The organism is Segniliparus rugosus ATCC BAA-974, from assembly GCF_000185725.2.
Taxonomy (GTDB): domain Bacteria; phylum Actinomycetota; class Actinomycetes; order Mycobacteriales; family Mycobacteriaceae; genus Segniliparus; species Segniliparus rugosus.
On the sequence record NZ_KI391954.1, the window covers coordinates 1,440,089 to 1,454,159 of the forward strand.

Consider the following 14,071-nt stretch of genomic DNA (forward strand, 5'->3'; position numbering starts at 1 on the left):
CAGTCACGACAGGCCTGGGGTGTCCTGCACGGCTCCAACGAGTTCCATGGCGCCCATGGAACGCAACGATTCGGCCACGCGGCGGCCCAATGCGGCGGCGTGGCTCTCATTCAACAACTGAGCGCTCTGCGCTTCCCGGATCTGGCGCGAGCCGTCGAGGGCGCACACCGCGGCCTCGACGCGGAGCGTCTGCGCGTCGATCCGGGCGAGCGCCCCGACCGGCCCGGAGCACCCCGCAGAGAGCTCCGCGAGGACCGCCCGCTCGGCGGCGGAAGTGACTCGGCTATGCTCGTGGTCGAGTCTCCCGAGAACCTCGGTGAGGGAAACGGGAGCCTCGGATCGGCACTCAACGGCGAGGGCGCCTTGGCCAGGGGCCGGCAGCATGACCGCTGGATCCAAGATTTCAGTCGCCTCCTGCTCTCGACCGAGTCGCAAAAGGCCCGCTCGCGCCACCACGATGGCGTCGCACTCTGCTGTGGCAACCTTACGCATTCTGCTATCTAGATTGCCTCGAATCGGCTGAATTTCCAAGTCCGCACGTGCGAGGCGCAGTTGCGCGCTGCGCCGAGGAGCTCCCGTGCCCACGGCCGAGCCGGGGGGCAGATCCGCGAGGCGCGAGCCGGACCGGCTCACCAGAACGTCGCGCGGATCCGCGCGCTCCGGCACCGCCACCAGGGAAAACCTCGGGTCTTGCGCTGTGGGGAGGTCTTTGAGCGAATGCACGGCGACGTCGATCTCGTCGGCGAGCAGCGCGTCGCGCAGCGCCGAGGTGAAGACGCCGACTCCGATTTCGACGATCGGGCCGGAGACGCGGTCGCCGATTGTGTTGACAATCACAAGCTCGGCTTGCTCGCCGAGGGCGCGTATGGCGTCGCGCACGGTCGCGGCTTGGGTGGTTGCGAGCAGGCTGCCACGGGTGCCGACCCGGATCAACGGACTGGCTCCCGAGCCCCTTCCGGCGCGCTCTCCCGCCCGCCGGGCTCGTGGGAGCCGGTTCCGGTGACCGCGGCGACCGATCCGGGCGCGAGCCCGAACAGTTCGCGGAGGGCTTCGGCGTATTTGCCGCCGTCCCCGCCGCCTGCGAGCTCCTTGACCCGCGTCGTCGGGGTGTGCAGCAGCTTGTCCACCACGCGGCGCACCGACTTGGTCACCTCGGCGCGCTGCGCCTGGTCAAGGCCGGGCAGTTTCGTCTCCAGCCGGAGCAGCTCCTCCGCGACGACCTCGTCGGCGCGCTGGCGCAGCGCGGTCACGGTCGGCACGACGGACTGCTGGAGCTGTCCTTGCAGGTAGGCCGCGACCTCCTTGGCCACGAGCGCCTCCACGGCGCGCAACGCCTCTTGGTCGAGCGTTTGCGCGGCCCCTTCCGCGAGCGACTGCGTGTCCACCACGCGCACGCCGGGCAGGTCCGCGACCGAGGGATCCACGTCGCGGGGGACGGAGAGGTCGCAGACGACGATGCCTTCGCCGATCATCGCGAAGTCCTCGGCCACCAGCAGCGTTCCCACCGCGCCGGCGCACGTCACGAGCACGTCGAACGACCCGAGCAGCTCCACGAGTTCGGTCATCGCGCCCGCCGTCGCGGTCAGACCGCCCGAGGCGGCGGTTTCCGCGAGCCTGCGGGCGCTCCTCTGCGTCTTGCTGAACGTCACGACTTCCCCGAGGCCGGGCGCTCGCTCCTTGAGGTCGGCGACCACCAGCGAGCCGATGGCCCCCGCTCCGACGATTCCGACCTTGGCCCCGTCCCAGCCTGCGGGCAGGTGGGCGGCGACCTGGTCGAGGGCGCGGGAGACCATGGACGGGCCCGCGTGGGCGACGGCGGTCTGGCTCTGCGCGGCCTTGCCGGTCCGCAACGCCTGCTGGACCACGCCGTGCAGGCCCGCGCCGACCGTCCCCGCCGACGTCGCGGTCGCGTACGCGGCCCGGACCTGGCCCAGGATCTGCTGCTCCCCCACCACCATCGAGTCAAGGCTGGCCGCGACCGAGAAGACGTGCTGGACGGCGGCCTTGCCGTAATGGACGTAGCAGTGCTCGGTCAGCTCGCGCTCGCCCGCGCCGGTGTGGCGCGCGAGGGCCTCCCCGATGTGCGCGACGCCCGCGTGGAACGCCTCGACGACCGCCCACACCTCGATCCGGTTGCAGGTGGAGAGCACCAGCGCTTCGGCGACCTGGCCGCCCCCGGCGATCCTCGCGAGGAGCTTGGGCTGATCAGGCTCGGCGACGACCACTTTCTCCAACACCGACAAGGGGGCGGTCCGGTGGGACACGCCAAGGACGAGCAAGCTCATAGGACCTCACCGGCACAACAGCCCTCGGCGATCAAAATCGGCCTCCTTGTCGAGTGCGATCTGGTGGTCTGCGGCCGCCAGCTCCCTCTACGGTAATCCCAACATCGCGAGTTCTCCAATTCCTCGGGTGTGAGGTTCAATGCCGCGACCTGCGAAATTAGGCAAGGCTAACCTATAAAATATGCCACGCGGCCCGCCTCTGCCGATTTCCGGCCCGCCACAAGTAGGCTAGACGCCGAGAGGAGGTGCGCACGTGCCCCAAGATCGACATAGCCTCGCAGGCGAAGCCGCCGCGGAGGTGGCGCATGAGGCGCTGCGCGCGCTGCACTCGGAAGGCGACGAGCGGGCGGCCCCGGAACTCGAGCTGGACGAGGCGGAGAAAGAGTACGACGAAGTCCAGCCCGACCTCACGGCGGCGGCGTTCTTCGACGTGGACAACACCCTCGTGCAGGGGGCTTCGATCATCCACTTCGCCCGAGGCCTCGTCGCGAGGGACTATTTCACCACCCGCGACCTGCTCGGTTTCGTCTTCATGCAGTTGAAGTTCCGGCTCACCGGGAAGGAGAGCTCCGAGGACGCCAAGCGCGGCAAGCAGCGCGCCCTCTCCTTCATCGAGGGCCGCTCCACCGCCGAGCTGCGCCGCCTCGGCGCGGAGATCTACGACGAGCTGATCGCAGGGAAGATCTGGCCGGGGACCAGGGCGCTCGCCCAGATGCACCTCGACGCCGGGCAGCAGGTGTGGTTGGTCACCGCGACTCCGGTGGAGCTGGCGCAGACCATCGCGGAGCGGCTCGGCCTGACAGGGGCGCTCGGGACCGTCGCGGAGAGCAAGGACGGCGTCTTCACCGGACGGCTGGTCGGCGACCTGCTCCACGGCCTCGGGAAGGCGCACGCGGTGCGCGCGCTCGCGGCGCGGGAGGGGCTGAACCTCAAACGGTGCACCGCGTACTCGGACAGCAGCAACGACGTGCCGATGCTCTCGCTGGTGGGCACGGCGGTCGCGATCAACCCGGATCCGGAGCTGCGCGAGATCGCGCGCATCCGGGGCTGGGAGGTCCGCGACTACCGCACCGCGCGCAAAGCCGCCCGCGTCGGCGTCCCGTCGGCGCTCGTGCTCGGCGTCCTCGCGGGAGCCGCCACCGCGGTGATCACGCACCGGGAGCAACTGCACGCGGCGCTCACGCGCGCGCTGAACGCCGCGCTGCTGCGCACCGACTAGACCGAGGCGGCGGACCTCCGCAAAGCGGGCCGGGCGTTCTTCGGCCAATGCCGCGGACGGCATGGACGAACAGAGGCGCCCGGCGAAGAATCGCCGGGCGCCTCTATTTTGAAGCTTTTCGTCATCTGGAGCGGAGAAGCGCGGGCTCCGTCACTTGCCCAATTTTCTGCGCTGGACCCGCGTCGCCTTCAACCGCTTGCGGTACTTTTTCTTCGACATCCGCTTGCGACGCTTCTTGATCACTGAGCCCATACAGGAGCCTCTCTCATGTGTTGTCCAGGGGCGCTCGCAAATCGGCGCCAAGTTTCACGGCCAGCGATTCAGCATACGCGCTCGCGCGCGTGCGCCCAAATCGGGAGAGCCGCAGAAGCGATCTCGACCGAAAAATCCTGGACGTCTCAGCGGATGGGACGCAAGGCGGAAGACCACGACGCGCGCAGAAGAGGCGGGAACGAGCGTCCAGAGGCGTCGCCCGCGAGTCCCGCGAGGGGGAACGGCGCAGAAGGCCGATGCGTCGGCCCCAGTGCCTATCCGGCGGAGTAGTACGAAGTCTCCAGGTAGTCGTGCACGGCCTTGGAGTGCACTCGGAACGAGCGTCCCACCCGGACCGCAGGCAGCTCGCCGCTGTGGACGAGGCGGTACACCGTCATCTTGGAGACCCGCATGAGCCCGGCGACTTCGGCGACGGTCAGGAATCGGCTCTCGCCGCCGATCAGGCCGGGAGTCGCGACGAGTTTGTGCTCAGCGCCCTCGATGTCCTGTGGGGGCTTTCTCGCTGCCATGGCTCCATCCTAGGTCTCAAGCTCGTGTCGTGTTCATCTCGGTCCGCCAGTCTCCGGCGTGCCCGCGTGTCACGTTATGCTCAGAGGAGCTTAACTGTAACATCGGATTCTGACTAGTCGAGCTGTCTCGTCAGCTCGGATTCTTGGGCTTCCCGAGTTCGGCGCTGCGCGCAGTCGCCGCGTGCACCGCGTCGATCACCGCAGCTCGCAGCCCTTTTCGTTCAAGCTCGACCAATGCGGCCGCCGTGGTCCCGCCCGGCGAGGTCACTTCGGACCGCAGGTCTTGCGCGACCGCCCCTTCCTCGCTCAGCAGCGCGGCCGCCCCGATGACGGTCTGTCGGACCATCTGCCTCGCCAAGCGGTGCTCTAGGCCGACGGAGACCGCCGCGTCGATCATCGCCTCGGCGAGGAGGTACACATAGGCGGGCCCCGAGCCCGCGACCGCGGTCACCGCGTTCAGGTGCCGCTCGTCGACGACGACCAAGTCGCCGAGCGGTTCGAGCAGCTCGGCGGTCAGCGCGAGGTGCTCCTCGCGCGCCAGACGTCCGGGGGCCGCCGCCGTCATGGCTTGCCGCGCGCGGATCGGGGTGTTCGACATCAGCCGCACGACCGGGGTGCCCGCGGGCAGGCCCGCCTCGTACTGGGCGATCGGCACGCCCGCGGCGAAGGAGACGACGAGCTGGTCGACGGCGGAGTCGCGCAACGGGACGACGAGTTCGCGCAGCACCGCGTCCACGTCCGAGGGCTTCACCGCGATGACGATGACGTCGGAGCCTTCGGCGACCTCGGGGACCGAGCCGGTGCGGATGCCGAACTGCTCGCCGAGCGCTTTGGCCCGCTTCTCGTCCGACTCGGACAAGCGGAGCGAACTCGGCTGGCGGCCCGCCGCGACCAGGCCCGAAAGCAGCGCCTCGCCCAGTTTCCCGCCGCCGATGATCGCGACTGCTGTCATAGCTTTTCTCTTTTCTCTGGTTCCGGTTCGGTCGTGCTGGCGACCCTCGGCCGCGCGAGGTGCTCGCGGGCGAATTCGAGCGCCTCGGCGAGCATCGCCCGGCGCTCGCGGCGGTCTTTCGCGGCTTTCGTGCTCACTTCGAGCACCACGAGGCCGGAAAAGCCGCTCATCGCGAGCCTGCGGCACAATTCGGCGCAGGGCTGGTTCCCCCTGCCGGGAAGCAGGTGCTCGTCCACAGGGGCTCCTGTGCCGTCGCCGAGGTGCACGTGCGCGAGCCCCTCCCCCATCCGGTCGGCGAGGTCGAGCGCGTCCACTTGCGCGGTCGCCGCGTGGGAGAGGTCGAGGGTGTAGTGCTGGTGGCCGACGTCCGTCGGGTCGGGGGACGGCTCGAAGGCGCTGAACGACTCCGGCGTCTTGGCCCGGCTCTGTAGTTTGCGGCCCGCCCAGGTGTCCCACAGCCGCTCCAGCCGGATCGGGAACATGTTCTCCACCGCGACTTTCACGTCCCCTTTGGAGAGCTCTGCGACTTGGTCGGCGAATCCCGCGCTGTACCGCCGCTGCCAGCGGAACGGCGGGTGCACGACGACGACGTCGGAGCCAAGCTCCTCCGCCGCGCGGACCGAACGGGCGAGCTTCGCCACCGGGTCCGTGCCCCACACAGCCTGGGAGAGCAGCAAACACGGCGCGTGCACAGACAGCACGGGGACCTCGTGCTGCCCGGAGATCTCCGCGACCGCGCCGATGTCTTGGCTCACCGCCTCCATCCACACCATGAGCTCGACGCCGTCGTATCCAAGCTCGGCCGCGTATTGGAACGCGGCCCTGGTGTTCTCCGGGTACACCGAGGACGTGGAAAGGGCGACGCGAATCGCCCCGCCCCGGCTGCGGTCCGTCATCGCGCGGCTCGGTCCGTCATTTCGTGAAGAGCGAGATCGCCAGCGGGCCGAAGCACACCCAGACCCCGACCAAGCCTGCCACGGCCATGCTCGCCCAGTCGTTCTTGCGGCGCACCCAGCGGGCTCCCAGCACCAGCACCACGATGGTGACCACCGCGAGCGACGACGCGACCACCGCAAGGCCGTCTCCGTTCCACAGCTGGCGGAACACCCAGAACAGCACGGCTCCCACGAGGAAGCCGACCACGAACTGCAATGTGATCGAAGCCCAGGCCGGAAGTTGCACCGCGGCCAGTTTGTCCACCGCCCCGAGGAAGCCGGTGCGGTGGATCGCCTCGCCCTGGCTCTTGCGCTTTTCGAACACTTCGCGCGCCCGCTCGAGCTGGTCGGCCTTGAAGGCGCTGACGCGTTTGTGCGGTTTCGCCCCCTGCTCCTCGTGCCCCGGCCCGGCCGGCTCCGGCTCGGCGCGCTCCGCCTGGCCGGACGCGGCCTCCTCTCGCCACGCGGTTTCGCCGACGGCGGAGGCCTCGCCCTCCCCCGGCTCGGCGGACCATGCGCGGGCTTCGGCGCTCTCGTGCTCCTCGGCGGCCGCCTCCGTCAGATGCTGGGTCTCGCCCCATCCGGCGTGGACCGGCTCCGGGCCGTTCGCGGCTTCCGCCTCGGCTTGCTGGGAGGGCTCCTCCCCGGCTCCGAACGCGCCGTCCTCCTCGCCCCGCTCCAAAGCGCCCCAAGGGGCCTGGCCTGCGGCGTCCTGCTCGTACGAGTCCTGGAAGGGGGGCTGCTCCGTGTAGACCGACGGCCCGCCCTCCAGCTCCTGCGCCTGTTCGTCCGCGTCTTCGTCGCGGTCCTGGACACGCTCGATCTCGCCGGAGAGCACGCGGAAGTCCCATTCGCGGTCCCGCTGGTCGAGGTGGGCGTCAGGATCTTCGCGCTTGGACCACCCGGACCACTTCCGGTTGTTCTGCTGCTCCGCGCGGTGCGTGCGCGGCGATCCGTCCCGCACGACGGGAATCTCGCCGGTGAGGTCGCCGACCGAGACGCTGTTCGCGCCGGGACGACGACGGCGGGAACGGCCTCCCAGAACGACATCGGACTCCTCTTTGCCCATCCGGGCCAAGAGGTCCTTCACCGAGACGCTCGGCTGATCCTGTTCTTCCATGGTCTGCTCACTCTACCCGGCTGTGGACCCAGGCGGGTCACATGCGCCTCATTTCTCACGCGTTGGCGTTGGGATTCAGAATACCGCCCGTCTTCGGCGGCGAGTAACCACCGGTCACTTCACGTTACTTTGACACCAGCGGAGCGGCGTCGGGGTCGGGCAGGAACACCGGGTGGATCTCCGCGTCGAGGCGGCGCAAGATCACTCCCTCGCGCAGGGCCCACGGGCAGATCTCCAGCGATTGGACCCCGAACGCCCGCATCGCCGTCTCGGCGACGATCGCGCCCGCGACGAGCTGATGCGCCCGGTCCGAGCTCACCCCGTCGAGCGTGGCGAGGTCCGAAGAGCTCATCCGGGAGATGAACGCGGTCAGCTGCCGCAGCGCCTGCAGGCTCAACGAACGGCGCACCAGCGGGCCTGCCGAGGAGGGGGCCGCCCCGGTGAGCCTGGCGAGGGATCGGAACGTCTTCGAACTCGCGACGGCCAGATCCGCCGGATCGAACTGCGAGAACCGCCGGGCGGTCGGCGCGATCTGCGCCTCGAGCCACTCCCGCAACCGGGAGACTTGCGCGGGCGTGGGCGGATCGCCCGCTCCCCAGTGCCGGGTCACCCGTCCCGCGCCAAGCGGGAGCGACTCCACCACCTCTGGCTCCTCGTCTCCGCCGAGGGCCAGCTCGAGAGACCCGCCGCCGATGTCGAGGCCGAGGATGCGCCCAGCCCCCAACCGTGCCAGCGCCGCATCGCGAGGAACGTCAGCCGTCCCTCGTCCGCCCCGGAGAGCACCGTGAGCTGGACCCCGGTCTCCTCCCACACCCGTTTGAGGACCTGGTCGGCGTTCGTCGCCTCGCGGATCGCCGAGGTGACGAACGCGAGCAGCTCCGCGCACCCGGCCTCTTTGGCGAGCTCTGCGGAACGGTTGACCGCCTCGACCAGCTGGCGCTGCCCCTTCTCGGTGACCGCGTGCCGCGAGTCCATCTGCTCGGCGAGCCGGAGCACGGATTTCGTCGAGCTCATCGGCGTCGGCCTGCCGCCCCGATGCGCGTCGACGATCAGGAGGTGCACGGTGTTGCTGCCCACGTCGAGCACGCCGAGCCGAATATGCATTACGTCCTTTCGTTCAGGCTGTGCTCGGCTCGTGCCGTTATCTCGCCTCGCCTCCGCCGCCGACGGGGCAGGAACGAGCCGGCAAGCCGACGCTGTTTGCGCGCTGCGGTTCCTGGCCTTCCAGGGCCGCCCCGGAGGGGACCCCGACCGTCAGGCCGAGCGCTGGTCGCTTTGGGCGATGTCCTTTACGCCTCTAACTTATATCCGAGGCCGCGCACGGTGACGAGGCGCTCGGGCTTGGCCGGGTCGTCTTCGATCTTCGAGCGCAGCCGCTTGACGTGGACGTCGAGCGTCTTGGTGTCGCCGACGTAGTCGGCCCCCCAGACCCGGTCGATGAGCTGGCCCCTGGTGAGCACCCGGCCCCGGTTGCGCATGAGGTATTCGAGCAAGTCGAACTCCTTGAGCGGCAGCGTGACCTGCTTGCCGTGCACCGACACCAAATGCCGGTCGACGTCGAGCTTGATCGGCCCCGCTTCCAGCGCCCCGTCGAGGCTGGTCTCCGACTCGGCCTCCTGCCCCCGGCGCAGCACCGCGCGGATCCGCGCGGTGAGCTCGCGGGCGGAGTAGGGCTTGGTGACGTAATCGTCCGCGCCGAGCTCGAGCCCGACCACCTTGTCGATCTCGCTGTCCCGCGCCGTCACCATGATCACGGGGACGGAGGACCGGGCGCGCAGCTGCTTGCACACGTCGTTGCCGCCCATGCCGGGCAGCATGAGGTCCAACAGGACGATGTCGGCCCCGGTCCGGTCGAATTCGGTCAGCGCGGTGGGGCCGTCGCCCGCGATGACGGTCTCGAACCCTTCTTTGCGGAGTAAAAAGGCTAGCGGGTCGGCGAGGGACTCTTCGTCCTCGACGATCAGCACTCGGGTCATAGCGGCTCCTTCGGATTACTGGTGGGACGAGGCGTTGGCGGATGGTTCGGGGTCGTGCTCTGGCGGCGCGGGCTCCGGCGGGGAGATGCGCGCCGGAAGCTCCAAGGTGAACGTGGAGCCGGTCCCCGGCTTGCTCCACAGCCGCACGGACCCGCCGTGGTTCACCATCACGTGCTTGACGATGGCCAAGCCCAAGCCGGTGCCGCCGGTGGCGCGCGAGCGCGCCTTGTCGACTCGGAAGAAGCGCTCGAACACCCGTTCTTGGTGTTCCGGGGCGATGCCGATGCCCCGGTCGGTGACGGCGAGCTGCGCCATCCCGGACTGGACGCGCCGCGACACGGAGACCGAAGTGCCGCTCGGCGAGTACGACACCGCGTTGGAGAGCAGATTCGACAGGGCTGTGACCAGGAGCGCTCGGTCCCCCATGACTTCCAGCCCGCTCGGCGAGTCCATCGTGATCGCGATGCCGGTCGCCTCCGCGGTGAGCCGGAGCCGGTCCACCGCCTCGTGGACGACCTCGTCGATCTTCACGACCTCGACGTGCGGCAGCTTCTCCGCGCCCTGCAGCCGGGAGAGGGCGATGAGCTCGGTGACCATCATGCCCAGCCGGTTCGCCTCCGCGTGCATGCGCTTGCCGAAATGCCGGACCGCGTCGGGGTCGTCGGCGGATTCCAGCAGCGCTTCGGAGAGGAGGGAGAGGCCCCCCACCGGCGTTTTGAGCTCGTGGCTGACGTTGGCGACGAAGTCCCGCCGCGCGGTCTCCATCCGCATCGCCTCGGTGACGTCTTCGACGAAGAGGATCGCGCAGGGCTCCCCGCCGACCGAGGCCCCCACCACTTTGGCCTTGACGACGACCTCCGGTTTGCTGCCACGGGCCGCCGGGAACCGCAAATCCTTGCCGACCAGCTCGAACGGCTGGTCCTCGCCCTCTTCGCCCTCCAGGCGCCGCCGCTGGCCGTGGCGCTCGATCGCCGCCGAGGCGGCCTCGGCGAGCGGGTCGGTCAGCTTCCCGGACTGCACCACGCCGAGCTCCCGAGCGCGGGGGTTGGCGACCAGGACCGTCTCGTCCTCCCCGACCACCACCACTCCGCCTGGCGAGGCTGTGAGGACCGCCGACAAAAGTCCAGCCGAGGAGTCCTGCCGGATCGCCGCGTCGTCGCCGCCCGGCGACGAGGCGTCCGGATGGCGGCGCAGCCACGCTGGACGCAGCAGTTGGTTCAAAGCCACACTTGCATAGTAAAGCCCGCACGACCAGCGAGGGAACCACTGTCGCGGGTCGCAGGCTCCGGTCGGCGGAGATTCACCGGCTGTTCATATGGAGCCAGCCTGGGGTTCATCTGCGGCCTTGGCTTTCCCGCGCCGAAAGATCCCTGGTGTGCGATCCTTTCGCTATGCGCACGACGACTTTCGCGGCGCCGGCTTCACCGCTGGCCAAAGACCCCAGAGCGCTCCTCCAGTGGCACCACGTTGACAACATTCTGCTCGTGCTCGCGCTCATCGCGCTCGCGTTGCTGCTCCGGCTGGTGCTGCACATGCTCATCGACTGGGCCGTGCGCCGCAACGCGGCCTCGGGCCGCGCGCTGCACACGGCGGGCCTCGACCTGAAAGACGAGGGGCTGCTCCGAGCCCGCAGGGAAAAACGCGCCAAGGCGATAGGCTCGGGCTTGAAGGTGGTCGTCACGATTGTGCTGGTCGACTGGTGTCTGAGCGAATCCCTGTCGCTCTTCGGGGTCAACCTGCACAACTTCGCCGCCTCGGCGGGCCTTGTCGGCTTCGCGCTCCTCTTCGGGGCCCAAAGCCTCGTCCGCGACATCATCTCCGGAGCCGCCATCGTCATCGAGGACCAGTTCGAGGTCGGGGACATGGTGGAGATCGGCGGCGTCGTCGGGACGGTGCTCGCGATCCAGCTGCGCATCACCACTTTGCAAGACGCCAACGGCGTCGTGTGGCATGTCCGCAACGGCGAGATCTCCTCGGTGGGGAATCTGAGCCAAAGCTTCTCGCTCGTGGTCGTGGACCTGCCGATCGCCCGCACTGCCGACCTCGGCTACGCGCTCGAGGTCGCGGGCAACGCCGCGAACGATCTGGCGGCGCAAGCCCGGATGTCGGGTTTTCTCATCGAGACTCCGGAGGTGCTCGGCGTGGAGACAGTCGACCCCTTCCACGTCACGCTCCGCTTGAACATCAAAGCCGCCCCCGGCGAGAGCAACCGGGTGCGGCGCGAGTTCAACCGGCACTTGCACAAGGCGATGCGCGACGCGGGAGTCCCCACGCCGCATTCGACCCCCGACATGCCCCGGCCGTCCTCGGAGGCGGCGTTCACCGATTTCAGGGCCGACTAGCCAGGCCGAAGGAGCCGTCCGGGCGCTTCAGCGCCCCCATGCCTCGGCCAGCAGCTCGTACGAGCGGACCCGGTCGGCGTGGTCGTGCGTGATGGTCGTGACCACCAGCTCGTCCGCCCGCGCGAGCCTCGCGAGCGCGCTGAGCCCTTCGACCACGGTCTTGGGCGATCCGACGAACTGGGTCCGGATCCGGTCCTCCACGACCCGCCGCTCGTGCGCGGCGAGGGGCGCGTGCTCGCCCGGGGCCGGGTACGGCTCCGCGCCGCCCTTCGCCCGGATGCTGTGCACCCACCTGCCGTAGCCTTCGGCAAGCTCCTGCGCCTTCTTGTCGCTCTCCGCGACGACCACGTCCGCGGAGACGACGAGATAGGGCTCGGCGAGCGTCTTCGACGGGACGAACTCCTCGCGGTACGCCGCCGCGCCGTCCAAGGCGGTGGCGGGAGTGACGTGGTAGCTCGTCACGAACGGCAGCCCCTTGCGGGCCGCCGTGCTCGCGCTCTGCCCGCGCGAACTGCCGAACACCCACAGGACCAGGTCGGACTCCTCGGCCGCCGCCACGCGCACGGCGACCCCCTCCGCCGTGGTCCGCGAGCCCGCCAGCAGGTCGAGGATCTCGTCCACCTGCTCTCCGTAGTCCGCAGGCGCGCTGCCCGGCAGGAACAGCTGGGCCTCCCGTGCCAACCGCGCCGAGAGGTCGCCGGGCCGAAACAGCGGCTGCTTGGGGATCAGCACCCCGTCCGTCCTCGGCCACGAGTCGGGGTCGAACGGCTCCTGCTCGCGGGCGGGCGCGTCGGCTCCCGCCATGTGCTTGTTGTGCCCGTGCGAGGAGAACCGCTGCGCGGACCTGCCGACCCCGAGGTCCACCCGGCCGGGATACAGCGCCGCGAGGATCGCGAAGCGCTCCACCACGAGGGGAGCCGGGTAGTACCCGAGCAGCACGGCCGCCGAGCCGACCCGGATCCGCTCCGTCGCGGCGAGCGCCTGACCGACGAGCACGTCCGGCGACGTGCTCGCGACGGCGGCGAAATGATGCTCGGCGAACCAATGCCGGTGGTAGCCGAAGGACTCCGCGGCTTTCGCGAGCGCGAGGCTGCGCCGGAGCGCGTCGGCGTGCGTGGCCCCCGACACCGTCGGGGCGAGGTCGAGCACGGACAAAGGGATGGCCATATCTGAGATCAAGCCGTTTCGCCCGCGCTGTATTCCGCTCGAGTTGCGCGCAACGCGGTGCGAGCCCCGCCGCTACTCGCCCGCGAGCGCCTGTTCGAGGTCCGCGAGCAGATCTTCGGCGGACTCGAGGCCGACCGACAGCCGCACGACGGCTTCGGAGAGCCCGATGGCGGCGCGGCCCTGCGGCCCCATCGCCCGGTGCGTGGTCGTGGCCGGATGGGTGATGAGGGACTTCACGTCGCCGAAGTTGTTCGAGATGTCCACGATCCGCAGCCGGTTGAGGAAGTCGAACGCCTTGGCCTTCGCGTCGTCGGCCTTCAGCGCGAAGGTGATGCAGGTGCCGCCGCCGAACATCTGCGCCTTGGCGAGCTCGTACTGCGGGTGCGACTCCAGGAACGGGTAGCGGACCCACTCGATCTCCGGCTGCTGCTCCAGCCATTCCGCGATGGCGAGCGCGGAGGCGGTCTGCGCCTTGGTCCGCAGGTTCAGCGTCTCAAGGCCCTTGGTCAGCACCCACGCGTTGAACGGGGACAGGCTGGGGCCGGTGTGGCGCATGGTGAACTTCACCGGGCCTTCGACGAACTCCTTGGTCCCCAGGATCGCCCCGCCCATCGCCCGGCCCTGGCCGTCGATGAGCTTGGTGCCCGAATACACCACCACGTCGGCTCCGAGCGGGATGCTGCGCTGCGCGATGGGGCCGGTGAAGCCGTTGTCGAAGACGACCTTCGCGCCCGAGGCGTGGGCGAGCTCGGAGACCTTCGCGACGTCGACCAGGGTCTGCATCGGGTTCGCCGGGGTCTCGAAGAAGACCGCCTGGGTCGGCACGGAGAGAGCCTTCTCCCACTGGTCGAGGTCTTCGCCGTCGACGAAGACGGTCTCGACGCCCCACCGGGGCAGGATCTCGTTGCAGATGATGAAGCAGGAGCCGAAGAGGCTGCGCGCGGCGACGAGCCGGTCGCCCGCCTTGAGGATGGCCGAGAGCGCGGTGAAGACCGCCGCCATGCCGGTGGCGGTCGCGAAGGCCGCCTCGGCTCCCTCCAAGAGGGCGAGCCGGTCCTCGAAGGTCGCCACCGACGGGTTCGCGAAGCGCGAGTACTGGAAACGGCTGATCTCGCCCGCGAACGCGGCTTCGGCCAGCTCGGGCGAGTCGTACACGTAGCCGGAGCTGAAGTAGATGGACTCCGAGGTCTCTTCCCACTGCGAGCGGCGCAGGCCCCCGCGCACGCCAATCGTGTCGAGGCTGACGCCTTCGGGCAGGGGACGGTTTCGCTTCGGCTGCTCAGTCACACGGCT

At 69.5% G+C, this 14,071-nt stretch carries 13 protein-coding genes and 1 pseudogene; 2 read left to right on the forward strand and 12 right to left on the reverse strand.

Annotated features, from left to right (window positions below):
- Positions 1 to 3: 3 nt before the first annotated feature.
- Together hemC and HMPREF9336_RS16630 are read right to left on the reverse strand one after the other, a co-directional pair.
- Positions 4 to 933: a hydroxymethylbilane synthase gene (gene hemC / locus HMPREF9336_RS16625; protein ID WP_007468957.1), complete on the reverse strand. Its 930-nt coding sequence runs from the start codon at positions 931 to 933 to the stop codon at positions 4 to 6.
- The gene (locus tag HMPREF9336_RS16630; RefSeq protein WP_007468958.1) at positions 930 to 2,285 is read right to left on the reverse strand and encodes a glutamyl-tRNA reductase; all 1,356 of its coding nucleotides are present in this window, start codon (positions 2,283 to 2,285) and stop codon (positions 930 to 932) included. Before HMPREF9336_RS16630 ends, hemC begins: the two co-directional genes overlap by 4 nt.
- Before the next feature lie 253 nt (positions 2,286 to 2,538).
- Between HMPREF9336_RS16630 and HMPREF9336_RS16635 the strand changes: the two genes are divergently transcribed.
- Positions 2,539 to 3,504, forward strand: a complete 966-nt coding sequence (locus tag HMPREF9336_RS16635) for an HAD family hydrolase (protein WP_007468959.1) — start codon at positions 2,539 to 2,541, stop codon at positions 3,502 to 3,504.
- 150 nt (positions 3,505 to 3,654) lie between these two features.
- Here HMPREF9336_RS16635 and HMPREF9336_RS18130 read toward each other — a convergent pair whose 3' ends face one another.
- From HMPREF9336_RS18130 to HMPREF9336_RS16670, 8 genes and pseudogenes are all read right to left on the reverse strand, one after another.
- A complete protein-coding gene (locus tag HMPREF9336_RS18130; protein ID WP_013138554.1) occupies positions 3,655 to 3,756 on the reverse strand; it encodes a 30S ribosomal protein bS22 in 102 nt (33 codons plus the stop codon).
- A gap of 275 nt (positions 3,757 to 4,031) precedes the next feature.
- Entirely contained in the window at positions 4,032 to 4,286 is a 255-nt protein-coding gene (locus tag HMPREF9336_RS16640) for a helix-turn-helix domain-containing protein (protein ID WP_007468960.1), read from the reverse strand.
- 130 nt (positions 4,287 to 4,416) lie between these two features.
- A complete protein-coding gene (gene proC / locus HMPREF9336_RS16645) occupies positions 4,417 to 5,238 on the reverse strand; it encodes a pyrroline-5-carboxylate reductase (RefSeq protein WP_007468961.1) in 822 nt (273 codons plus the stop codon).
- Positions 5,235 to 6,134 (reverse strand): sugar phosphate isomerase/epimerase family protein, encoded by a 900-nt coding sequence (locus tag HMPREF9336_RS16650; RefSeq protein WP_007468962.1) that lies wholly within the window; start codon positions 6,132 to 6,134, stop codon positions 5,235 to 5,237. Before HMPREF9336_RS16650 ends, proC begins: the two co-directional genes overlap by 4 nt.
- 16 nt (positions 6,135 to 6,150) lie before the next feature.
- Complete coding sequence (locus tag HMPREF9336_RS16655; RefSeq protein WP_007468963.1) at positions 6,151 to 7,293, reverse strand: ICP22 family protein; 1,143 nt, start codon at positions 7,291 to 7,293, stop codon at positions 6,151 to 6,153.
- A gap of 124 nt (positions 7,294 to 7,417) precedes the next feature.
- Positions 7,418 to 8,391, reverse strand: a pseudogene (locus HMPREF9336_RS16660) (Ppx/GppA family phosphatase).
- Between the two features lie 191 nt (positions 8,392 to 8,582).
- Positions 8,583 to 9,269, reverse strand: a complete 687-nt coding sequence (locus tag HMPREF9336_RS16665; RefSeq protein WP_007468965.1) for a response regulator transcription factor — start codon at positions 9,267 to 9,269, stop codon at positions 8,583 to 8,585.
- A gap of 15 nt (positions 9,270 to 9,284) precedes the next feature.
- A complete protein-coding gene (locus HMPREF9336_RS16670) occupies positions 9,285 to 10,496 on the reverse strand; it encodes a sensor histidine kinase (protein ID WP_007468966.1) in 1,212 nt (403 codons plus the stop codon).
- A 164-nt stretch (positions 10,497 to 10,660) separates the two neighbouring features.
- Here HMPREF9336_RS16670 and HMPREF9336_RS16675 point away from each other — a divergent pair, with 164 nt between their 5' ends.
- Complete coding sequence (locus tag HMPREF9336_RS16675) at positions 10,661 to 11,611, forward strand: mechanosensitive ion channel family protein (protein ID WP_007468967.1); 951 nt, start codon at positions 10,661 to 10,663, stop codon at positions 11,609 to 11,611.
- Positions 11,612 to 11,638: 27 nt separating this feature from the next.
- On the opposite strand, the gene HMPREF9336_RS16680 is transcribed toward HMPREF9336_RS16675, so the two are convergent.
- On the reverse strand, positions 11,639 to 12,778 hold the full coding sequence (locus HMPREF9336_RS16680; protein ID WP_007468968.1) for an LLM class flavin-dependent oxidoreductase: 1,140 nt from the start codon (positions 12,776 to 12,778) through the stop codon (positions 11,639 to 11,641).
- A gap of 72 nt (positions 12,779 to 12,850) precedes the next feature.
- On the reverse strand, positions 12,851 to 14,065 hold the full coding sequence (locus HMPREF9336_RS16685; RefSeq protein ID WP_007468969.1) for an O-succinylhomoserine sulfhydrylase: 1,215 nt from the start codon (positions 14,063 to 14,065) through the stop codon (positions 12,851 to 12,853).
- Between the last annotated feature and the right edge of the window lie 6 nt (positions 14,066 to 14,071).

What these genes read in the sequence shown, in the direction of transcription:
- HMPREF9336_RS16630 (WP_007468958.1), bottom strand. Translation starts at nt 2,285, where the DNA reads ATGAGCTTGCTCGTCCTTGGCGTGTCCCACCGGACCGCCCCCTTGTCG.
- HMPREF9336_RS16650 (WP_007468962.1), bottom strand. Translation starts at nt 6,134, where the DNA reads ATGACGGACCGCAGCCGGGGCGGGGCGATTCGCGTCGCCCTTTCCACG.
- HMPREF9336_RS16680 (WP_007468968.1), bottom strand. Translation starts at nt 12,778, where the DNA reads ATGGCCATCCCTTTGTCCGTGCTCGACCTCGCCCCGACGGTGTCGGGG.
- HMPREF9336_RS16640 (WP_007468960.1), bottom strand. Translation starts at nt 4,286, where the DNA reads ATGGCAGCGAGAAAGCCCCCACAGGACATCGAGGGCGCTGAGCACAAA.
- HMPREF9336_RS18130 (WP_013138554.1), bottom strand. Translation starts at nt 3,756, where the DNA reads ATGGGCTCAGTGATCAAGAAGCGTCGCAAGCGGATGTCGAAGAAAAAG.
- proC (WP_007468961.1), bottom strand. Translation starts at nt 5,238, where the DNA reads ATGACAGCAGTCGCGATCATCGGCGGCGGGAAACTGGGCGAGGCGCTG.
- HMPREF9336_RS16675 (WP_007468967.1), top strand. Translation starts at nt 10,661, where the DNA reads ATGCGCACGACGACTTTCGCGGCGCCGGCTTCACCGCTGGCCAAAGAC.
- HMPREF9336_RS16655 (WP_007468963.1), bottom strand. Translation starts at nt 7,293, where the DNA reads ATGGAAGAACAGGATCAGCCGAGCGTCTCGGTGAAGGACCTCTTGGCC.
- HMPREF9336_RS16665 (WP_007468965.1), bottom strand. Translation starts at nt 9,269, where the DNA reads ATGACCCGAGTGCTGATCGTCGAGGACGAAGAGTCCCTCGCCGACCCG.